21 protein-coding genes are annotated in these 21,241 nt (G+C 34.5%); all 21 read right to left on the bottom strand.

The annotated features are described in order from the left end of the window. Window positions 1-110: 110 nt before the first annotated feature. Window positions 111-683, bottom strand: coding sequence for a phosphate propanoyltransferase (gene pduL / locus HYG86_RS17865; RefSeq protein ID WP_213166901.1), 573 nt, complete (start codon window positions 681-683; stop codon window positions 111-113). Window positions 684-778: 95 nt separating this feature from the next. Continuing rightward, window positions 779-2,113: a VanW family protein gene (locus tag HYG86_RS17860; protein ID WP_213166900.1), complete on the bottom strand. Its 1,335-nt coding sequence runs from the start codon at window positions 2,111-2,113 to the stop codon at window positions 779-781. 54 nt (window positions 2,114-2,167) lie between these two features. Next, window positions 2,168-3,157 carry a GntR family transcriptional regulator gene (locus HYG86_RS17855; RefSeq protein ID WP_213166899.1) on the bottom strand — a complete coding sequence of 330 codons (990 nt, stop codon included), beginning with the start codon at window positions 3,155-3,157 and terminating at the stop codon, window positions 2,168-2,170. An 11-nt stretch (window positions 3,158-3,168) separates the two neighbouring features. Beyond that, window positions 3,169-4,002 (bottom strand): PHP domain-containing protein, encoded by an 834-nt coding sequence (locus HYG86_RS17850; RefSeq protein ID WP_213166898.1) that lies wholly within the window; start codon window positions 4,000-4,002, stop codon window positions 3,169-3,171. Between the two features lie 17 nt (window positions 4,003-4,019). Further along, window positions 4,020-4,961: a dipeptidase gene (locus HYG86_RS17845; protein ID WP_213166897.1), complete on the bottom strand. Its 942-nt coding sequence runs from the start codon at window positions 4,959-4,961 to the stop codon at window positions 4,020-4,022. A 65-nt stretch (window positions 4,962-5,026) separates the two neighbouring features. Then, the gene (gene spoVS / locus HYG86_RS17840) at window positions 5,027-5,287 is read right to left on the bottom strand and encodes a stage V sporulation protein SpoVS (protein ID WP_072905217.1); all 261 of its coding nucleotides are present in this window, start codon (window positions 5,285-5,287) and stop codon (window positions 5,027-5,029) included. Window positions 5,288-5,379: 92 nt separating this feature from the next. Beyond that, the gene (locus tag HYG86_RS17835) at window positions 5,380-6,138 is read right to left on the bottom strand and encodes a TIGR00282 family metallophosphoesterase (protein WP_213166896.1); all 759 of its coding nucleotides are present in this window, start codon (window positions 6,136-6,138) and stop codon (window positions 5,380-5,382) included. A 73-nt stretch (window positions 6,139-6,211) separates the two neighbouring features. After that, on the bottom strand, window positions 6,212-7,750 hold the full coding sequence (gene rny, locus HYG86_RS17830) for a ribonuclease Y (protein WP_281391334.1): 1,539 nt from the start codon (window positions 7,748-7,750) through the stop codon (window positions 6,212-6,214). Window positions 7,751-8,025: 275 nt separating this feature from the next. Beyond that, window positions 8,026-8,676 carry an ATPase gene (locus HYG86_RS17825; protein ID WP_213166895.1) on the bottom strand — a complete coding sequence of 217 codons (651 nt, stop codon included), beginning with the start codon at window positions 8,674-8,676 and terminating at the stop codon, window positions 8,026-8,028. Between the two features lie 19 nt (window positions 8,677-8,695). Beyond that, window positions 8,696-8,935: a hypothetical protein gene (locus HYG86_RS17820; protein ID WP_213166894.1), complete on the bottom strand. Its 240-nt coding sequence runs from the start codon at window positions 8,933-8,935 to the stop codon at window positions 8,696-8,698. Window positions 8,936-8,938: 3 nt separating this feature from the next. After that, on the bottom strand, window positions 8,939-10,384 hold the full coding sequence (locus tag HYG86_RS17815; RefSeq protein WP_213166893.1) for an AAA family ATPase: 1,446 nt from the start codon (window positions 10,382-10,384) through the stop codon (window positions 8,939-8,941). A 16-nt stretch (window positions 10,385-10,400) separates the two neighbouring features. After that, entirely contained in the window at window positions 10,401-11,378 is a 978-nt protein-coding gene (locus HYG86_RS17810) for a metallophosphoesterase family protein (protein WP_213166892.1), read from the bottom strand. Beyond that, on the bottom strand, window positions 11,356-11,829 hold the full coding sequence (locus HYG86_RS17805; protein ID WP_213166891.1) for a regulatory protein RecX: 474 nt from the start codon (window positions 11,827-11,829) through the stop codon (window positions 11,356-11,358). The genes HYG86_RS17810 and HYG86_RS17805 overlap by 23 nt, the downstream gene beginning before the upstream one ends. A gap of 34 nt (window positions 11,830-11,863) precedes the next feature. Next, window positions 11,864-12,889: a recombinase RecA gene (gene recA, locus HYG86_RS17800; RefSeq protein WP_213166890.1), complete on the bottom strand. Its 1,026-nt coding sequence runs from the start codon at window positions 12,887-12,889 to the stop codon at window positions 11,864-11,866. Window positions 12,890-13,519: 630 nt separating this feature from the next. Beyond that, window positions 13,520-14,977 (bottom strand): metallophosphoesterase family protein, encoded by a 1,458-nt coding sequence (locus HYG86_RS17795; RefSeq protein ID WP_213166889.1) that lies wholly within the window; start codon window positions 14,975-14,977, stop codon window positions 13,520-13,522. Beyond that, window positions 14,970-16,202, bottom strand: a complete 1,233-nt coding sequence (locus HYG86_RS17790) for a competence/damage-inducible protein A (RefSeq protein WP_213166888.1) — start codon at window positions 16,200-16,202, stop codon at window positions 14,970-14,972. Before HYG86_RS17790 ends, HYG86_RS17795 begins: the two co-directional genes overlap by 8 nt. A gap of 133 nt (window positions 16,203-16,335) precedes the next feature. After that, window positions 16,336-17,817 carry an AAA family ATPase gene (locus HYG86_RS17785; RefSeq protein ID WP_213166887.1) on the bottom strand — a complete coding sequence of 494 codons (1,482 nt, stop codon included), beginning with the start codon at window positions 17,815-17,817 and terminating at the stop codon, window positions 16,336-16,338. After that, window positions 17,811-18,329, bottom strand: a complete 519-nt coding sequence (locus HYG86_RS17780; RefSeq protein WP_213166886.1) for a hypothetical protein — start codon at window positions 18,327-18,329, stop codon at window positions 17,811-17,813. The genes HYG86_RS17785 and HYG86_RS17780 overlap by 7 nt, the downstream gene beginning before the upstream one ends. 150 nt (window positions 18,330-18,479) lie before the next feature. Next, complete coding sequence (gene pgsA, locus HYG86_RS17775; protein WP_213166885.1) at window positions 18,480-19,061, bottom strand: CDP-diacylglycerol--glycerol-3-phosphate 3-phosphatidyltransferase; 582 nt, start codon at window positions 19,059-19,061, stop codon at window positions 18,480-18,482. A gap of 1 nt (window position 19,062) precedes the next feature. After that, window positions 19,063-20,388 carry a 30S ribosomal protein S12 methylthiotransferase RimO gene (gene rimO / locus HYG86_RS17770; RefSeq protein ID WP_343064240.1) on the bottom strand — a complete coding sequence of 442 codons (1,326 nt, stop codon included), beginning with the start codon at window positions 20,386-20,388 and terminating at the stop codon, window positions 19,063-19,065. A 64-nt stretch (window positions 20,389-20,452) separates the two neighbouring features. Continuing rightward, entirely contained in the window at window positions 20,453-21,241 is a 789-nt protein-coding gene (locus HYG86_RS17765) for a helix-turn-helix domain-containing protein (protein WP_213166883.1), read from the bottom strand.

Here is a 21,241-nt window from a genome sequence, read left to right as displayed (position 1 = left end):
CTGTGGCTTGCGAGTCTTTTTCCCCCTACCCTTGGACAATGTCCAGGGGTAATTTTTTAACAATAGTAAACCCCAAGAAAAGTTCTTTTCTTGGGGTTTATTATTGTTATTTACTTAACTATGTTAACAAAGTCTCCATTTTTTACACCGGCACCATTTGCTTCATCCGTATCTATGTGGAACTCCAGAGCAAATGCCTCATTTGCTCTTATTAGAACATTTTTGAACATTACTCCTCTATCACCTTGTGTTTCAACTGTTACCACTTCCTTATCCTTTAGACCTAATTCTTCTGCATCTGTTGTGTGCATGTGAATGTGTCTTTGGGCGATTATAACCCCTTCAGTAAGCTCTACTTCACCCTTTGGTCCAATTACAGTAATAGGTGCACTTCCTAATAAAGAACCGGAGTCCCTTACAGGAGGCTTTATTCCTAAAGAGAAACTATCTGTTTTAGATATTTCTATTTGTGTTTGTTCTCTTGTAGGGCCTAGTACTCTCACTTTGCCAATCTTACCTTTAGGTCCTTGGATTTCTACTGTTTCTTCTGCAGCGAACTGACCAGGTTGTGCTAGATCTTTAAGATGTGTTAGCTCATAGCCTTCACCAAATAATTTATATAGATCTTCTTGAGACAAATGTAGGTGCCTGTTAGAAACACCAACTGGAATCTGTTTTGACATGAAAAATTCCTCCCCTAATATTTTAGTTTCTTCATATATTATTACATGAAACAGAAGACCTTTCAAGACTATTACAGTTTTTATTTTATTATTATCTAGTTACTGGTATTTTTATTTCTTTCTATAACCCTTGGTGCTGGCCTGTATGTGTCATTATTTAGTAGTTCCCTTTTAGTTGTTCCATTTCTTGTTATTAGTCTATAGGTTTTTACTTTGTATCCAACAGATCCCTTCGAGATAACCTTTTCTTCACCGACAGATAAGTTTTCATTGTTTCGATATTCCGTTGTAAAGGGTATTACTTCCTTCTCATGTTCAAATTTTATATCAGGATAATGGGGCTTGTAGCTATAAAAATCTACAGTAACATGTGTGGAGGTAGTAACTGTGTTTATGAGAACCCCATATGGTGTGTTGTTTTTGAACTTTAAGTCAAGGGATGGGTATGCGATTGTTGCATCTAAACCTAACGGCATGTAACCCACAGGCCTTCCGTGATTTTTCCGTTGTACTATCTCCAGATCAGCTTTTAAAGCGCCCCAGTAAATGTTGGAAGATAGCTGACATACTCCTCCCCCAAACCCTGGAACAAACTCTCCATTTACAATAATTAAAGCTTCTTTAAAGCCATTTGCTTTATTTGCTGGCCCCACAACTTCATTATATGAAAAGGTATCACCAGGGAGTAGAAGATGATTTTTAACCCTTGATGCAGCTCTTTGTATATTGAAAATTCTATTTTCCCCAGTGCCTGCATAATTGGTAGCTGTTGAAGATAAGTGATTTACTACTTTAAGGCTCTCTAAATATGCAGTTGTCATATCAGGTTCCACTAACTCAAAAACTACACCTGCTTGAAGATTATTTTTTGTTAGTTCATTTTTTATGGCTTTTATTGTTTCATCAACAGAGACTATGTATCCATTTTTATGGGGTTTAATTGAAACTTTTTTATCGCTACTAATTCTAAATTCAGCATTTTCTGGTTGTATATCTACATCTGTTTTTATCTCATCTATGATTTCAGTAAGAGTATCTTTTATAGCAAAGTCTAAATGATGGGTTTCGTTATTTTTCTTTAGAGTCCTTCTTATATTTAAAGAAGACCAAAAACCATGTTCTTGAAGATCGTTGTATATTTCAGTTAGTGTTGTTTCAATATTATATACAATAATGTCTTTAAGGGGAATTTCCCATTTATTCTCATTCATTGTTAGAATAAATGATTCATTTAAATTAATAGTTGATTGAACAGCCTTTATTGCTTCCTCTAAACTTTGACCCCCTATATTCACTTCATTAACAATAATACCTGGAAAGAACTTGTCTTTATATTTGCTATGATCCATTGCCATATAGGTTGTAAACCCAGTAAGTAAAATACATAATACTGATACTACAGATATAATAATTATTTTTTTCCTAGACAAAATAAACACCTCCTGCATTATTAATATTTGCGGAGGTGCTTAATTATAACTATTCTATTTAGTCTTTTTTGTTTTTAATTCTAGGAGAGAACTCTTTAGAAGGTTTATAGATGCTAAGTCAGGCTGGAATACAAATTCTATAATTTCTTTGTTGTGAAAACTTCCTAATAGCTTCGTAAGTTTCATTCTCTTACCAGGCGAAGTAATAAAATATTTGTAATTAGGAAGGTCTTTCTCAAGAGTTGAGTCTAAAACACTTTCTGTTAGAAACTGGTCTATTTGAAGGTGATTTATCCCGGCACTTTGAAGGCTAGATTTAATCTTATTTGCAAATATTTCTGATTGGCAAACCAATGCCACCTTCTCTTCTGCTGGGAATCTTGCTATTTTAACTATTGTTTCTAAATGCGGGGATAAAGCAATTGGTATGATATCTCTGTTTTCAAATCCTGGTATAGACTTAACTTGATTATAATGGAAAAATGTAGTTACTATTATATCTGCTTTCTCCGCTAGAATTAAAAACTGATTCGGATTTTCATATATCTCGTCTAGGTTTAAAGGTTCAACTAGAATTGATAGGTTTGTAGATAGTTGTTTTGCGATATAATCCATCTGTTCTTTATTACACTCTATAAAAAATACTTTTACAGAATTTAAAATTTCTTTCTTTTCCCTTGCTCTTACGTACATAATAGCCAAAATTTCATCCATGGAAAAACCTAATGATAAACCTTCATCTAAGCAGATATCCACTACTTTAACTAAACGTTCCTTGCGACTTTCTTTTTTTAAGGCTTCGTCTGCTTCAGCAACAAAAGTTCCTCTTCCTTGTTGACACACCAATATTCCTTCAGTTTCAAGTTCTTGAAATGCAACACTTATTGTATTACGACTTACATTTAACTCCTTTGAAAGCTCCCTCTCCGTTGGAATCTTCATGCCGTGTTTCCAGATTCCTTCACTAATTAGTCTGCGAATGTTATCTTTTACCTGGATGTAAAGTGGTGTCTTATTGTCCCTTTGTAAAAGAAAATTAGTCATTTTACTCCCCCCTATTGACTTTTGCCATACCTCTCTTTGTATATCTCTTTTATTCTGACTTTGAACTCTTCAGGAATTTTGACAGTTCCTAACAAGATATCCTGATCCTGACCTTTTCCTTTTCCATGGCAGTCGGAGCCACCTGTTATTATCAAATTATTCTTAATAGCTTTCTCTTTATATATCAGAAAATCCTCAGTACTATGTTCACTATGATATACTTCAACACCGTCAAAGCAAGGAAGCATCTCGTCAACTAGTTTTTCATCAAAAACTAATCTAGGATGGGCTAATACTGCTATCCCTCCAGATTCTTTTATGAGTTTAATGGCATCAAAAGGAGATAGCTTGAATCTCTCCACATATGCTGGTTTATTGATGTCAAGATACTTATCGAATATCTCAGCTACTGTTTTTCCATATCCTTTTTTAATTAGTGCCCTTGCAACATGTGGACGCCCTACAGAATCACCTTTACTTTCTAAAAGAACATCATCTAATGTTATATCTATTTCAAGGCTTTTAAGTTTTTCCACTATTTTTGTCACTCTACTTAAACGTCCATTCCTCAGATTATCTAGGGCTTGTGTCAAGCTTGGGTTATCTATATCTATAAAGTATCCAAGGACATGTACTTCCTTTTTGTTGAACTCAGTATTAATTTCCACCCCCGGAATAAGGTTTAAATTATACTTATTTGCAAGCTTTTCTCCCTCTCTAACACCTTTTATTGTATCATGATCGGTTATAGCTATATATTTTATTTTTTTATCATATGCCAGTTGGAAAATTTCTTGTACAGTCATTGTCCCATCTGAATGTTTGGTATGCAAGTGTAAGTCCATCAACTTAATTATTCCTCCTATAAAGATCTAGTTAAATAGTTATAGAAGTTTGAATATAGTACCTTTTCTACATCTTCCTTGGAAAATCCTCTTTCTAACATTCTAAAATATAATTTCTCAAGATCAGTTACGTCATTTATCCCTCTAGGCAAAGATCCCACTCCATCAAAGTCACTCCCCAAACCAACATACTGAATTCCTACTAAGTCACCAATATAGCTCATATGATCAATAAGTGTGTCAATTGTCACTTCCTCGGGATTGTCACTTAAAAAGTTAGGAAGAAAATTTATACCTATAAGGCCTTGTGTCTCAGCTATTGCCTTTATTTGATTGTCGTCTAAATTACGCCTATTACCACATAAGCTTTTAGCATTTGAATGGGAGGCCAATATTGACCCATTGTAATGCTCTATGCAGTCCCAGAAACCTTTAATTGATAAATGTGAAATATCCACAATCATCTTTAGTTGCTCCATACGCTTTACAACTGATTTTCCAAAGGTAGTAAGTCCACCAGCACTTTCCTCACCAATGCCGTCACATATCTCATTCCTATGGTTCCAAGTCAAAGTAAGGGCACGAACCCCTAGTCTGTGGTACACGTCTAGTAAAGCTATATTTTTATTTATTACTTCTCCACCTTCTAAACTTAAAAGGGCTCCTACTTTCCCCGTGGTCAGTTTATTTAAATCATCAGCATCCTTTATTAAAAATAGTCTACTATCTTTTTCTATTGCTGCAAGAAGTTTGTTGGTTAGGGTAAGTCCTTCTTCTAGTGCCTTATGTAGCAAGTTAGTTTCGATAAAAACTGCAAAAAACTGTAACAATACATTTGCAGATACCAAACGGTCCATATCAATGTGGCCTATTTGATTTTTATTATGAAAATCATACTCCGGTTTGTCAAAGAGTAACAGAGTATCACAGTGTCCATCTATTATTCTATAATCCTTCATTATATCTTCCCCCCCACTAAAAATTATAAAACCTGTTTACCGAAGTAAACAGGTTTATGTCTTCATTACCTTGGTTCTACAATCAGCTTGATTGCTGTTCTTTCTTCTCCATCAATTTGGATATCTGTAAAAGCTGGTATACAGATTAGGTCAACTCCACTAGGTGCTACAAATCCTCTTGCGATGGCTACGGCTTTAATTGCTTGGTTTAAAGCTCCAGCACCAATTGCCTGCAATTCTGCTCCGCCCCTTTCGCGAAGAACTCCAGCAAGCGCTCCGGCTACTGAGTTTGGATTGGATTTAGCTGATACTTTTAATACTTCCATTAGTAATTACCCCCTCAAATATAGAGTATTTTATATTTTCTCTTTATATATATTCTACAAGAAAATAAAAATACCTTCTTTTTACAAAAAAATTATTCCACTATTCTGATGGGGGTGATTATTTTTTCATTTAAGTCTAAGAATACCGCATTTAACTGATATGGCCTGTCAGTAAGCACTGTAAACCTTGCAGGCATTTTGCTTATAAACTTATCAATTACCACTTCTTTTTCTACACCTATTATTCCATCATAAGGACCTGTCATACCAACGTCAGTAATATACAAAGTTCCTTCCTTTAGAACTCTATGATCTGCTGTTTGAACATGGGTATGGGTGCCTAATACTGCACTCACTTTGCCATCTAAAAACCATCCCATTGCTAACTTCTCTGAAGTTGCTTCTCCATGCATATCAACTATGGCATAGTCGTATGTAACATTGTTTAGAATCTCTTCAACTGCCTTAAAAGGGCAGTTCAAATTATCTAAATAAACAAGTCCAGACACATTGATAATAAGTAGATTTTTTCCATCTATCTTCACAGTTGTGTACCCTTTCCCTGGGGCTGCATCAGGGTAGTTGGCAGGCCTAACAATCCTTAAGTCACTTTCTAGCATGGGATACAATTCTTTTTTATCCCAAACATGATTACCCATTGTTATAATCTCTATACCCAATTCAAATAATTCATCTGCAATCTTCGGGGTAAGGCCTTTACCACCTGCAGCGTTCTCGCCATTTGCTACTATTAGGTCTGGATTATATTTTTCTATAATAAGGGGTAAATGTTCTTCAACTATATCCCTACCTGGGCTACCTACTATATCCCCAATAAAAATTACTTTCATTATGTACCTCCAATAGTGTATTTAATTATTATTATTGCCAGTATTTAAAAAAATAAAGGGATAAATTATCCCTTTATTTTGCATATTCTACAACTCTAGTTTCTCTAATAACAGTAACTTTAATCTGTCCAGGGTATTCAAGTTCATCTTCTATACGCTTAGTAATATCCCTTGCAATGGATGTAGCAGATAAATCATCGATTTTATCAGGCTTAACCATTATGCGGATTTCTCTACCAGCTTGTATGGCAAATGATCTTTCAACGCCTTCGAAAGAATCAGCGATGTTTTCAAGTTTTTCAAGTCGTCTAATATAATTTTCTAAAGTTTCGCGTCTTGCGCCAGGTCTTGCTGCAGATATAGCATCTGCCGCTTGAACTATTACAGCTTCAATGGTTTGAGGTTCCTCGTCACCATGATGTGCTGCAATACAGTGAATAACCTCGTTTGATTCTTTAAACTTCTTAGCAAGTTCAGCTCCAATGGCTACGTGAGGGCCTTCTACTTCATGGTCAACGGCTTTACCGATATCATGTAATAGGCCACCCCTCTTAGCTAGCTTAATGTCAGCATTTAGTTCTGCTGCCATAACACCTGCTAAATGTGAAACCTCTAGAGAATGTTTTAAAACATTTTGTCCGTAACTTGTCCTAAATTTGAGTCTTCCTAATAGTTTAATAAGCTCTGGATGTATACCATGTATACCAGCTTCAAATGTTGCTTGTTCGCCTTCTTCACGAATTTGAGTTTCGACTTCTTTTTGAGCTTTAGTAACCATTTCTTCAATTCTACCTGGATGGATTCTTCCATCAACAATTAGTTTTTCTAATGCGATTCTTGCAATTTCACGTCGTACAGGGTCAAATCCGGATAATATAACAGCCTCAGGGGTATCGTCAATTATTAAATCGATACCTGTTAGGGTTTCTAATGCCCTAATGTTTCTACCTTCACGACCTATTATTCTACCCTTCATTTCATCATTTGGAAGAGGAACAACGGATACTGTTGACTCGGCAACGTGATCTGCTGCACATCTTTGGATTGCCAGTGAAATAATCTCTCTAGCTTTTTTCTCAGCTTCTTCTTTAGCTTGAGATTCCACTTCTTTTATCATAATTGCCATTTCGTGTTGAATTTCTTTTTTAACATTTGATAAAAGCAAGTCTTTAGCCTCATCTGTTGTTAATGATGAGATGCGTTCTAATTCCTTCTTTTGATCAAGTTGAGTCTGTTTTACTTTTTCTTCTAACAAGTTAATATCATTCTCTTTTTTACTGAGGTTATCTTCTTTACGTTCTAAATTATCAATTTTACGGTCTAGTGTTTCTTCCTTTTGAATAATTCTTTTTTCTTGACGTTGAATTTCTTGTCTACGATCTTTACTCTCTCTTTCAAACTCTGACCTTAGTTTTAGAACATCTTCTTTTGCTTCTAAAACCATTTCACGTTTTTTCCCTTCAGCATCTTTTTTAGCATCTTCAACTATTTTAAGAGCTGCCTGTTCTGCAGAGGAAATTTTAGCTTCAGCTATCATTTTGCGTAACATATAACCAGCGCCTAGGCCCGAAGCACCTACAGCTGCAGTTATTAAGATTTGTGTAGTGTCGATAATGTTCACCTCCCTATTTTTTCAATACCTTTTTCAAATTTTTATAGTTAATTTTGTGGAAATACATTGGAAAAAATATTTATTTATAATTATAACCTCCAATGTATTTTTCTAAAAAAATTAACCGAGCAGCCCTCGGTCAACATTAGGATATACTAAAATATTAGAGTCAATATCCAGTTTTACCATTGTATTTAAAGTCTAGGGCTACTAACTATATTAATTTCAATTGAATTTATAATATTATTGTATATTTTTTAAAAATCTATGTCAAGCTAATGGGATTTATTTACCCATGTTATACCATTTTTTATTTCAACTCTGTATCCTTCATCTGCTGATTCCATTAAATGAGAGTTGTGGGTAACCATAATTATTTGCCTGTTGAAATTTGTGTTTACTGATTTTAAAAATAAAGCTACCCTGGCTATATATTCCTCACTTACGTGTTTTGCAGGTTCATCTAAAATGATAGGTCCCTGAAGTTTTGGGCGGTATGTTTCCATAAGGGCAATTCTCAATGCCAGGGAAACAATATCAACTACCCCCCCACCCCTGGAATCCTCAGGCTTTGTTTTAATTTCAACTCCATGATGCATAGAACAGACATAAAATTCTGCCTCTATTCTATTGCTCTTTTCTTGAAATTCTATTTTAAAATAGTGGTTTTCATCAAAAATATATTGTAGAGCCTTAGTTACTAGAAGTTCAATTTGGCTTTGAGCTTGTTTTCTTCCATGATCTGCTGAGTTATTGAGTAAAATTCTTACTTTATTATAAATATCTATTTCAGCTTCTAATTTCCTGGTATGTTCAACTAGTTTTTGTTTAATATTCTCCATGGCCCTTTTTTCAGCAAACTTGATAGATAAATTCTCTTGACAAAGGTTAATTTCTTTTTCTAGTTTTCTGATTTCATCAATCACTTAGATCACCTGCCAAATTTTATAATAGTTCTCTTGGGAGCATTTCTTTTGTCTTTTTCAGTAGCTCAGAAACCTCTTGCTCCATTTTTCTGATTTCATTTTCTAAATCATTGGGGTCAATATTCAGTTCCTTAATCTCAGCTAGAATCCCTTCCCGCTGCTTAACTAATTCTTCTAGCTTAGCCTCTGCTTTATATCTTTTAGACTTTATTGTTTCAAGTTGCTCCTTTAATATACTTATTTCTTTTTCAACAGACATTTTCTACACCTCTCTCCATTTTTCAACTAATCTTTTTGCCCTAGCTCTATCTAATGTATTTTCACATACAGGGCATTCTTTTAAATTGAGAATTTTATTTTGATATGATTTTAAAACCATACTAAGTTCACTGTCTAGGGTTTTGACATATTTTTTTCCATTTTGGATTCTTTGATTGGTCTCAAAGTAAGTTTCTTTATATTTAGTGCTCTTATGGATGTTCTCCTGCAATAGCTTTATTTTTTCTAAATTTGGGGTTATATGTTGTATGCCCTCAGTTAAATTGATAACTTTAACACATTTATTGATGTCACTATTACATACCATGAGTTTTTCGTTTATAGGCTTGAGACTTTTTATTTGCAAAGACAGATTGTTGCTGGCATTTATATTCTGCTGTAGTGCAGCAATATTTGTAGTGTTACTTAAAACTTTTTCTAGCTTTTGTATTTCTAATTTATTTTCTTTTACCCTTTTGAACAAGTCTTTGTATTTTTCTAGTTTATTAACTAAAGCTTCACACTTCACAATGTTTGCGTTTAATTCTTCAATGTGAGATGTTTTTTCAATTAGTCGGGTACTGCTTTCTATTTCTTTAGTTGTAGAAACAAGTCTTTTATTAAATTGTAGTGCAATACTGTGCATATGACTTATCTTAACTATAGCTTCCATTGTACTCTCTAATTTCTCTAAATTACTGGTACTATGGATAATACCCTCTGTTTTAACAGTTTCCTTATTTAAAGTAGAAAGTTTGCTTTTATAATCCACTAGTGTTTCAAGAAACTTATATTTTAGCAAAAGGAGACTATAGTTCTCTTTTGTTATATCAAGCTGTTCTTTATAATCCTCATATATTTCATAATCTTTAATTCGATTTTCTAAGTCATTTTTCTCTAATAACTTATTTGTGTATTCTCTTTTAAGTTCACCTATGTTTGCAGTGACTTTTCTAGCTCCAGCATCAAGGTAGTGTATTCCTAATACCCTACCTATGGCTTTTGCCCTAGTGGCACCAGACTCACTTAGTAAAAAGGGCCCCTCCAGCTGATTTGAAAGATTAATTGATGTTCTTTGATCTGTATCTAAGTAAATATTTTTTATTTGGTGTGTGTTTATAATTTCTTGAGGCACCGTATTTCCGAAACCTTCAAAAATTTGCTTTTCATCATCTTGTATAAGTATATATCTATTTTTACTACTTGTTCTCTCTCTTATTATTGAAATGCCATTACTTAAGACCAATGTCACCCTACATTCTTTTTCATTAGCAGTTATGAATTCTGTACCCCTAGGTTCATTGTAAAGCACCCATCTTATGGCGCGTATTATTGCAGACTTCCCACTATCTGAAGGACCGGTGATTACATTTAAGTCATTAGCTAGGTTTAACTGTGTATCTTTATGAGATTGGAAGTTTTCTATTCTAACATTAGTGATATATGGCATTTTTCTCTTCCTCCCCCTAGGATATATCTTGCTCTGAAAAGTCTGATTGAATATTTGCGATAACCTCCAAAGCTTTTCTTTTTACAACTTCATCTACACCAGTGTTCTCTGCAATGGAGCTTACTATTTCTTCTATAACCATAAGTTTATTATTGGAGATATCTAAAATTCCGTCTAAAAAGTCTATCAATTTTGATTCCTTTTCCATGCGAGCTTCAATTTCACTTCTGTCTAAAATATGCTCCCCTTTTTGAACAGATTTTAAGGGAATCTCCTTGATTGTTGGCTTACTTCTCTTATCTAGATTTATTTCTAGAATCTTTGGTTGTCTTTTAATTTCAGTAAGACTATTATCTATTCTTACTAGTGCACCGGGGTTAATAAAATATTTATTATCTAATTCATAGATTCCAAAGCCTCCATGGTAATGACCAGTTAACGTAATATCTGCTTCTGTTGAGCGTATTTGGTCTATGGTTGTCAATTTTTCTGTAGGTAGGCTTTTACGGGGCAGCAACATGCCGTGGACAATATGAATACAATAGTCTGAGTTAGTAGTATTTGAAACAATATAATTTTCCTTTTGCTCAATATCATAGCTATACCCGCAGCCAGTTAGTTGCAGTTTAATATCTGAATCTATTACTATAGGTTCTTTATCTAAAAGGTTGACAATTTCTAAACCATCTAGTATTCCCAACATAGTCCGAGGTAAAGTTGATGGATTTTGGGCATATATATCGTGATTGCCATGCACTCCATATATGGGGCAATTACAGTTAAATAAAATTTTAGCAAAGTCTTTAAAAACAGATGGTGAAACATCAGGTCGGTCAAAAAAATCACCACCATGTAAAAGCAGATCAACTGAGTTATTGTTACAGTAATTAACTACCTCAGTAAGTTTAGCCTTTAAGGTCAATAGAAAATCATCTTTACGATTTTTAGGAGTAGTGCCACGAAAGTGGGTATCAGTTATAAAGACTATCTTCATGAAAATTCTCCTTATCCTTTAAAGTGTTAATGACTTTACTCACAACTGCTGGAGAATAACCTCTCCTTAGTAAAAAAGCATATAGTTTTCTCAAAGAATCTAAATCTCTCTTGTCTTTGAGCTTTTTTAACCCTATCTTAAGGGCTATGGTATAATAATCTGATTCACTTTGACCTTCGAATTCCTGGTATTTATCTTTGCTTATACCTTTTTGTTGTAGGTTATATTGTACTCTTAAAGGTCCATAACCCTTAGTTTGAGTTTGATATCTGTGGAAATTTTGCATATATCTTTGGTCATTAAGGTAGTTGTATTCCTTTAACTTGTCTATAACTTCTATTATAACAACTTCTGTAAATTCCTTTTTTTCAAGATACTTCACCAGTTCTTGTTCTGTTCGATCCTTAAATGAAAGGTATCTATATGCCATTGACAAAGCTTTATCTTTCATACGATTTCACCCGCTTTATAAAAAACCAGGCAAATTATGCCTGGTCTTGTATTTGGTCTTCAGATGGAGTTATCCCTGTACTTAAGTTATAATGTTCTCGGATTTTTCCTTCGATCACATCACAAATTTCTGGGTTTTCTTTTAAAAATTGCTTAGCATTTTCACGTCCTTGCCCTAATCTCTCATTTTCATAAGAGTACCAAGCTCCACTTTTAGCAACAACGTCTATATTTGCGCCTATATCTAAAACACAGCCTTCCCTTGATATACCTTCACCATACATTATATCAAATTCTGCTTGTTTAAATGGTGGCGCAATTTTGTTTTTAACAACTTTAACTCTAGTACGGTTACCAACCATATCTTGCCCTTGTTTAAGGGTTTCTGTACGTCTAACATCTAGTCTTACAGAAGCGTAGAACTTAAGAGCTCGTCCACCTGGTGTAGTTTCTGGACTACCAAACATAACCCCTACCTTCTCACGCAACTGGTTAATAAATACAGCAATAGTTTTTGATTTGCTTATAGCTCCAGAAAGCTTTCTTAAGGCCTGACTCATTAGGCGGGCTTGTAGGCCTACATGGGAATCACCCATTTCACCTTCAATTTCCGCCTTAGGTACTAGGGCCGCAACTGAATCCACTACAATGATATCTATAGCACCACTACGAACTAGCGCTTCAGCAATCTCAAGGGCTTGTTCTCCAGTATCTGGCTGAGATACATAAAGTTCATCTATGTTAACACCTAGTTTTTTTGCATATACAGGGTCTAAAGCATGCTCAGCATCAATAAAAGCTGCAGTTCCACCACTTTTTTGAGCTTGTGCAATGGCGTGGAGGGCCACAGTGGTTTTACCAGATGACTCTGGTCCATATATCTCAACAATCCTTCCCCGTGGAAAACCACCAGTCCCTAGGGCTATATCCAAGTCTAAACAGCCTGATGCAATAGTTGAAACTGAAAGGCTAGTGTTCTCTCCAAGTTTCATTATAGAGCCTTTTCCGAACTGTCTTTCAATCTGATGTAAGGCCATCTCTAGTGCTTTTTTCTTTTCCATATGTAATTCCTCCCCCAAAATTTCTTTTCGTTAAGCTAATTATAGAACATTTATTCGATTGAAGCAAGTATTTTTTGTTTGGAATGAATGTTTGGTTTTAATTTTTTTTAGAGATAAAGCAAAAAACAAATAGCCTTAGGGTCAAAAGAGCATAACAAAATTTTAAATAGAGATTACGCGGATTACGCGGACTTGTGGTTTAGGTTTGTGGGTCTTACTTTTTTGGCTACAAAAACCTTAACATTGCAATAAATAAGCCTCACACTATCCTCCACTAAAAGCTCCACACTACGAAAATACTTAGTAATAGAGACCCCACTTACATATCTCTTGGTGTCAGATGGTGTGGTTTTAGTTGGTGTCAGATGGTGTCCGTAAGGTTTTCACGACCCAGCATGTATCAGTAAATAGATTGCAGTTTGACCCAGCATGGTTGCAGGATATAGAGGTTACAGTGAGCTATAAACTAAAGATCTTTAAGTACATAAGTAATAAGGACCCCACTTACATATCCCTTGGTGCCAGATGGTGTGGTTTTAGTTGGTGCCAAATGGTGTCCGTAAGGTTTTACAAAAAACAAGCTAAAAGGCAGCTAACAGCCTTCTAGCTTGTTTTGAAATCATTGACTATCTACTCTTCTTCTGGTTCTACTATCTCTTCTTCTCCATCTTCTTCTCTTAGTTGGGATTGTATTAGTTTGCGTTCTAATATAAATCCAGAGCTTATGTTATAAACTTTAATAGTATCTACTGCTGCAAGTCTAAGACTGTCATCTTCTTGTTTTTTTAGATGTACTAACACCACACTATAAGGCACCTCATCTCTAGCTAACAGACCTCTTATACCTGCTGCTCCAGAGGTTCCTGGGTTAATAATCACTGACCCTTCACTTTCAAATATATTTAAAGTATGTGTATGTCCATGTAACAATAATGGATACTTGCCAGCTAATTGCTCTGATATAATAGGATGATGAGATATTACAAAAAATGGATCTAGACCACTTTCTATTATGGTGTTTTCCAGTTGTCTTGCTAGTCTTTCATACTCCTGCCTAGGGGGAACCGCCATGGCAGTTGAAGCAGATGCAGGGTCTGCTATGCCAGCTATGGTTACTCCGTTGACATAAATCACATCATCTAGTATCACAAATACATTTTCAATTGTTTGCAGTGTCTCAATTATAGCAGGCGAATCATGATTTCCAGGAATAAAAACATATGGAACTTCAATATCAGCTAAGTTCATTAAAAGCTCGCCTTCCAGTGGAGTACCATAATCACTAATATCCCCAGTATCTATAACTAGGTCTACATTGAAATTCCGCACCACCTGTCTAATGAAGTCATAGGCCACTGGGTGATTATGAATATCAGAAACATGTAGTACTTTTATGTCACCATCTACTGCGCCAAGGGGTTCTAAATATTGTATCCGCTCAAATAAATGATATAGATTGACAATTAGAAGGTCCATTTGGTCACCAAAATCCTCTAAACGCTCTAAACTCTCTTCTAAAAGCCCAAACATCCAAGGGGCCATTTGAAGAACTCCTTCAAATTCAGGGTTGGTGAAAAAAGCTGTCTGGTCATACGTTGCGAAAGTTGAAGTTAACAAAATTACAAATACCAATAAACCTATGGTTCCACCTATTATAAGATCCTTAGGCTTTTTATAAAAGAAGAAGGTAAATAAAAAACCCCCTAAAAAAGCCAAAATAGCATTACGTAGGATAAAAATTTTCATTCTTTGGGTGAGTATATTTATAACAGAACTTAGTATTTCTTCTTGTTTCTCTCCCTCTGTAAGTTCCTCTAATAAATTTAAGTTTATATTTGAAAGCCCTATTGTAAATCTTAGAGGTGACGAATGAGTTCTACTCCTTATGATCCCTAAAGGTGGAATCTGTATTTCTGTCAGTCCGCTATCGAAAATACTTATGCTGACATCTAGTTCAAAAGCTAACACTTGGAAAGATGTTGTTCCCAATATAGATATAAACAATATTGCTCCTATTAAACTCAAGACTAATATATGAACGTACTTATTTAGGAAGAATGAGTTAAAAGATTGCTTTATTTTATCCATCTAAGGGCTCCTCGTTTAAGTTTTTGTAAATTAGATGTAAAGCTGCTAAAATAGCTTTTTCTTTTATATTCTCCCGCGAACCATAAAACTTAAACTCTTTACTAACAATTTTGTTATCTAAAACTATGGCCATGAAAATAGTACCCACTTCAACTCCTTTAGGAGCAGTTGGCCCTAAAGCCCCGGTTATAGCAAAAGCAATGCTTGTAGAAAAAACTTCCTTTGCCCTCTTAGCAAGTTTTATTGTCAGTTGTTCCTCGATGCCCCCTTGGGGAATTTCAGTCAAAGAACAATGTAAAAAATTAGCTTTTGATTGTTCTGTATAAAGCACAGTACCCTCAGTGTAAACACTTGCACTTCCAGGGACATCCGTTAAAGATGATGCTATAGCTCCTCCTGTACATGACTCTACTGTACTTACACTGAGTTTTTTATCTTTAAGTGTCTTAACAATCAACTGATTAACAGAGTCATCGTCATAGCCCCATACATACTCTTTTAACCTCATTTCCACCGTGGAAAGTGTTTTAGTAATTTTATCTTGATCAGTGTTTGTTGTTATACGTACATGAATACCATCATTTTTAGCCAAAGTACAGATGGTAGGATCTGTTTGATTTGTTATTATATCATCAATTTTTTCAACTAAAGCTGACTCACCTATGCCATAAGTCTTTATGACCCTAGAGTGGATCCTTCCTAAGTTTTCCTCAAGCTCAAATAGCTTAGGTAGTACTTTATCTTCAAACATTGGGAACATTTCTCTTGGGGGCCCTGGTAGTAAAAACAGATGCTTTCCATGAGAATTAATATAAATCCCACATGCAGTTCCATTTTTATTGGTAAGAATTTCAGCCCCTTTGGGAATCAGTGCTTGTTTTATATTGTTACTAGGCATTATAGTTGCTCGTTTGGAAAAGATTTTATTAATAGTTTTATACCATTGCCAGTTGAGTTTCAAAGGCTTATTCAATACTTTAGCAACCACTTCTTTTGTTAAGTCGTCTTTAGTTGGCCCTAAGCCTCCGGTAATAATAATAACATCTGACCTGGATAAAGAAGAGTGTAATACAGTGGCAAGTCGGGATGAGTTATCCCCCACGGACGTATGATAATAAATGTTTAAACCAATAAACGCACATTTTTGGCTTATAAATTGTGCATTTGTATTTACTATATCACCAAGTAAAAGTTCTGTCCCAACTGCTATGATTTCACCTTTCACAAAATACACCTCCTATATACTATTATTATTCGACCCCTTTCGACAAATTCCTTTAATTGCATAATGAGTAATAACTGTTTAAACGAAAAGGTTTTTTCAAAAAAAAACTAAGGACACCTTTATTATGGTATCCTTAGTTTACTTTTCCTACTTCTTCAATTTTCTTTCTAAAGTCTTCTCCGGAAATAGTTTCATTTGTTAGTAGATATTCAGCTGTATCTTTTACTAACTCTTTATATTGAATTAGCACTGCTTCTGTTTGTACTTTTACTTCCTCGATTATTGAATTTATTTTTGTATGCAAAATTTCTTTTGGAAGTATATCACAGTTCGTTGTGCCTAGATCACTTAAGCCACAATTTATTAGCTTTTGAGCTAAATTGATTGCCTCTTTGAAATCATTAGTTGCCCCAGTACTAAACTCTGAGTAAAAAATCTTTTCAGTCATAGCACCAGCAACTGTTACTGCTATCATATTTTCAATGGTTTTTTTGGTTTCCAATAGGTTTTCACTATTTATTTGTCTCATATAGCCTAAAGCTTGTCCCCTCGGAGCTACTGTAATTGACGCTACTGAGTTAGGTCTGTAGAACTCACTAATAAATCCATGGCCTACCTCATGTAATGCAACGCGGTATAACTCTTCTTTTGAGGGTACCCTATCTATTTTTTCGCCCATTATAACCTTTTCAATGGCATCTTGGAAGTCTTTTTGAATTACATTAACACGGTTGTTTCTAAGGGCAAGTATAGCTGCTTCATTAGTTACACTTTCAAGGTGAGCACCTGAAAAGCCAAAAGTTTGTGCTGCAACAGAGTCTAAATCCACCACATCATCTAGTGGTTTGTTTTTAGAGTGAATTTTTAATATTTCTAAACGTCCTTCTTTAGACGGTAGAGGAATATTAACCACTCTGTCAAATCGACCAGGCCTTAGCAATGCATCATCTAATAAGTCTATTCTGTTTGTAGCAGCCATAATAAGAACTTGAATATCCTTCGATTTAACTCCATCCATTTCAACTAGTAGTTGGTTTAGTGTTTGGTCATACTCCATGTGGGAAGAGTTACTACCTCTTTTTACCCCAAGGACATCTATTTCATCTATAAAAATTACAGTTGATTCTTTTTTCTCTTTTTTAGCAAGTTTTATGGCGTCACTAAAAAGTTTCCTAACTCTTTTTGCACCAACACCTGCATACATTTCCACAAACTCTGAACCAGAGGTAGCTATAAAAGAAGAATCCGTGAACTTCGCAGCTGCTTTAGCAAGTAGTGTCTTACCAGTCCCCGGAGGTCCCGCTAAAATAATACCTTTTAATGGTCTAATTCCTAATTTTGATACTAAATCTTTATTCACAATAAAATCTAGGGCTTCTAGCAATTCTTTCTTTGGTCCTTCTTGGCCACCTATTTGATCAAAATTAATAGATATAAGGTAATCTTTGTTTTTTTGTTCAGTCATAGACTCTACAAAATCAATAACTTCAGTTCTGTATAAGAAAAACAACCCAATACCTGCAAATAAGGCCACTGGGAAGACATTAAATCCTTTAAAAGCTAAAATTAAGACAACAGCTAGCAGGGTTCCGATAGTTAGTTCCTTTGCTACCATCGGTAATCACCTCTTTCTAATTTAAAGACGTTAAAATAAGTGTAGCTATCTAGATTAAAAAAGAAAAATAGTTGGTTGTTTTCAATATATAGAAAATAGTTGTCCACCCCTATTAATTCATCAAAAACCATCATAGCTTCAGTATAATTACCACTTACTAATAATTCTTGCAAAGTCGCATTTACTCTCCAGTAGTTACTCCATGAAGAATGCTCAAGTGATGGTACTTCGTTATTATAAATAATAGTGTAATCTTTTTTTAATATTTGATCCAAAGAGCTATCCAATTTTTTGTGAAAATCTAAAAGTGAATCAAAAGATTTTAGACTTATAATTATTTTAGTAGTATCTCCATCTTCTTGTATAATGAATTCAGAGATATTAGATTCACCTTCTAATATACTAACTAGAGGTTTTTCCACCTTTAGTGTAGCCATTACAGATGTGGTCACAAAAAATACTAAAACAATTAATAACGTTACTGCAATGATTATTTGCCATCTTATTTTCATGGTAAAACCTCCCCCTCTCTAGTTTACATAACACGGTAGATTATAACATAATTACTATACAAATGTAATGTAAAATAGTGTTAAAAAAGAACAAAAAAAAGCCAATATCAGTTTAGAAACAAGATATTGGCTCAATATTAAAATTCTATTCTAGAGTGTGCCCTTTTTTATAACATGTCTATTTTTGTAAAAGTAATCAAGTCCAGAGAAGATAGTTAGGATTACTGCTAGAATTAGTGAAACATATGCTATTATATCTACACGGAAAAAGTTTAAAAACCATTGCAGAAAAGCTACATTGGTATCAGCTAATCCTGCATTTATTGTTAGTGCAGAAATTGCAATAATTTGCATAATAGTCTTGATCTTACCCCATTTACTAGCTGCTATTACTATTCCTTCACTGGCAGCAATAACTCTAAGGCCAGTAACTGCAAATTCACGGCTAATTATTATAAAAGCAATGATTGGCCCTAATTCCTTCATCCATACAAGGGTAAAAAGAGCAGCAGTTATTAAAAGTTTATCTGCAAGGGGGTCTAGGAACTTACCGAAGTTAGTTACCTGTTTATTTTTCCTAGCAATGTAACCATCAAGACCATCGGTACTAGCTGCGATTATAAAAAATGCAGCTGCTATAAGTTCCCCATAGGGTATGTTGATTACTATAATCACCATAAAAATTGGTGCTAAAAAAATACGTGCTAATGTTATTCTATTTGCTAAATTCATACTAACACTTCTCCCCTATCAAATCATATTCCATGGCTTGAACGATTTTTACTGGGATAAAGTCACCTATTGCTACAGTTTCTGTTGTGTCTATAAATACTTTTCCATCTATTTCTGGTGAATCTTTATAAGTTCTTCCCCATGCCTGTCCATTATCATTGATACCTTCAACTAAAACTTCGTAAATCTTTCCTACTGATTTAGCATTTAATGAACTTGATATTTTTTGCTGTAATTTCATTAGTTTGTGTTGCCTCAATACCTTAACTCTTTGATTAACTTGCCCTTTTAGTTTTGCAGCAGCGGTTCCATCTTCTTTAGAATACGTAAAAACACCTACCCTATCTAGTTGAATCTCTTTGACAAATTCAACTAAGTTGTTAAAATGTTCTTCTTGTTCACCTGGGAAACCAACTATTAGTGAGGTTCTGATTGCTACATCGGGAATGTTACTTCTGAGTTTTTTCACTAGATCTATTAACTCTTGTCTAGTTTCCTTACGTCCCATACTTTTAAGAATGTTATCGTCACCATGCTGAAGAGGAATATCTATATAGTTACAAACTTTTGGTAGAGATTTAATTTTTTGTATAAGCTCATCAGTCATGAAAGTAGGATAACAATACATAAGTCTTATCCATTTTAGTTCTTGAATTTCATTAAGTTCTTCTAAAAGTTTAGGAAGTAGTAAATTTCCATCAAGATCTAAACCATAAACAGTAGTATCCTGTGCGATAAGGATAATTTCCTTAACACCATTTTTTGCTAAACTTTTTGCCTCTGTTACTATGGATTCAATACTTCTACTTCTGTATTTACCTCGTAAAGAAGGAATTATACAATAAGTACAGTGATTGTCACACCCCTCTGCTATTTTTAGATATGCAGTATATTTAGGTGTTGAGAGTAGTCTAGGTGTTAAATGATCATATAAATACTCCATATTATCTGTAGAGTTATATTTCACACCCTTAAGATTATTGTCTATACATTGAATAATATTATCGTAGTCGCCTGTTCCCATGATTCCATCAATCTCAGGAATTTCCCCGGTCAACTCATCCTTATATCTTTGAACTAAGCACCCAGTTACAATAAGTACTTGGCATTTATTTTTTTTGTATTGAGCGAACTCCACTATTGTATCTATTGATTCTTTTTTTGCAGATTCGATGAAACCACAAGTGTTTATAATTATAACCTCTGCATTTTCTGGCTCATTTATGATTATATAGCCATTTTCTTGAAGGGTTCCCAACATAACTTCTGAGTCTACTAAGTTTTTTGGGCAACCAAGACTTACTGTCGCGATTTTTACCATATCTATTTCCTCCCTTATGCCAATTTAAGTATAATACAAAGGAAACCAATAGTCAAAAGAAAAAACGGGGTTATTCCCCGTTTTTTTCAACTAGATTTATTTCTACATTTACAGCGTTACTGGCATCAGAAAAATCTACAGGTTGACCATTGATTATTATTTCAACATTAGCCGCTAGACCTATTCTCATTGAAATTCGATTTGCTGCTTCGATGAGTAAATCCTCATCTAGCATGTTTTCTCTGAGCTTAACACCATCAGTACTTATATTTACCCAACTCTGACCAGATAATTGTAACATTACCTCTAAGTTTTCTTGGTTAGTAACTTCATAGATATACTTATTATTTTCAATTATGAGTTCGATTTGTGCTTCTTCAATCACAGGTTCTTCTTCTATTGGGTTTTGATCTTCCTGATCTTCGTCTTCGTCATCAATGATGATTGGATGGGAATTTTCAGGTAAGTCTATGGTATTACGGGGTTTTGTAAAATAACCCACTGTAAAGTAAACTGTTATAGCAATAATTGATATAAACAACACAAGGAAAATCAAGTTACTTAAATCAATATTAGCCGATGATCTTTTCATGGGTTTTCTTTCCATTTTTCTAGGTGGAATTGGGGAATCCACAGTTGCAGCAGCAGTACTAGTTATTTCAAGTCCCACTACTTTGCTATAAAGCTTAACAAACCCCTTTACATAAGCCAAAGGTGGCAGATTAGAAAGATTCCCTTCTTCAATAGCAATAACTTGATCTTTTCTTAACTTAGTCCTTTGGGCTATGTCTTCTACGGAAAGATTTTTGGCTTCTCTAGCTTCTTTTAACTGCCTACCAATTTCAATAATATCATTCAT

It is taken from the genome of Alkalicella caledoniensis, from assembly GCF_014467015.1.
In the GTDB taxonomy this organism is placed as follows: Bacteria; Bacillota; Proteinivoracia; order Proteinivoracales; family Proteinivoracaceae; genus Alkalicella; species Alkalicella caledoniensis.
This window is presented reverse-complemented; position numbering and strand designations above follow the sequence as displayed.

Coding starts and splice junctions, on each gene's coding strand:
- HYG86_RS17765 (WP_213166883.1), bottom strand. CDS start 21,241: ATGAATGATATTATTGAAATTGGTAGGCAGTTAAAAGAAGCTAGAGAA.
- HYG86_RS17785 (WP_213166887.1), bottom strand. CDS start 17,817: ATGGTAGCAAAGGAACTAACTATCGGAACCCTGCTAGCTGTTGTCTTA.
- HYG86_RS17835 (WP_213166896.1), bottom strand. CDS start 6,138: ATGAAAGTAATTTTTATTGGGGATATAGTAGGTAGCCCAGGTAGGGAT.
- recA (WP_213166890.1), bottom strand. CDS start 12,889: ATGGAAAAGAAAAAAGCACTAGAGATGGCCTTACATCAGATTGAAAGA.
- HYG86_RS17850 (WP_213166898.1), bottom strand. CDS start 4,002: ATGGACTTACACTTGCATACCAAACATTCAGATGGGACAATGACTGTA.
- HYG86_RS17805 (WP_213166891.1), bottom strand. CDS start 11,829: ATGAAAGATAAAGCTTTGTCAATGGCATATAGATACCTTTCATTTAAG.
- pgsA (WP_213166885.1), bottom strand. CDS start 19,061: ATGAATTTAGCAAATAGAATAACATTAGCACGTATTTTTTTAGCACCA.
- HYG86_RS17855 (WP_213166899.1), bottom strand. CDS start 3,157: ATGACTAATTTTCTTTTACAAAGGGACAATAAGACACCACTTTACATC.
- HYG86_RS17810 (WP_213166892.1), bottom strand. CDS start 11,378: ATGAAGATAGTCTTTATAACTGATACCCACTTTCGTGGCACTACTCCT.
- HYG86_RS17815 (WP_213166893.1), bottom strand. CDS start 10,384: ATGCCATATATCACTAATGTTAGAATAGAAAACTTCCAATCTCATAAA.
- HYG86_RS17780 (WP_213166886.1), bottom strand. CDS start 18,329: ATGAAAATAAGATGGCAAATAATCATTGCAGTAACGTTATTAATTGTT.
- spoVS (WP_072905217.1), bottom strand. CDS start 5,287: ATGGAAGTATTAAAAGTATCAGCTAAATCCAATCCAAACTCAGTAGCC.
- HYG86_RS17795 (WP_213166889.1), bottom strand. CDS start 14,977: ATGGATAAAATAAAGCAATCTTTTAACTCATTCTTCCTAAATAAGTAC.
- HYG86_RS17845 (WP_213166897.1), bottom strand. CDS start 4,961: ATGAAGGATTATAGAATAATAGATGGACACTGTGATACTCTGTTACTC.
- pduL (WP_213166901.1), bottom strand. CDS start 683: ATGTCAAAACAGATTCCAGTTGGTGTTTCTAACAGGCACCTACATTTG.
- HYG86_RS17820 (WP_213166894.1), bottom strand. CDS start 8,935: ATGTCTGTTGAAAAAGAAATAAGTATATTAAAGGAGCAACTTGAAACA.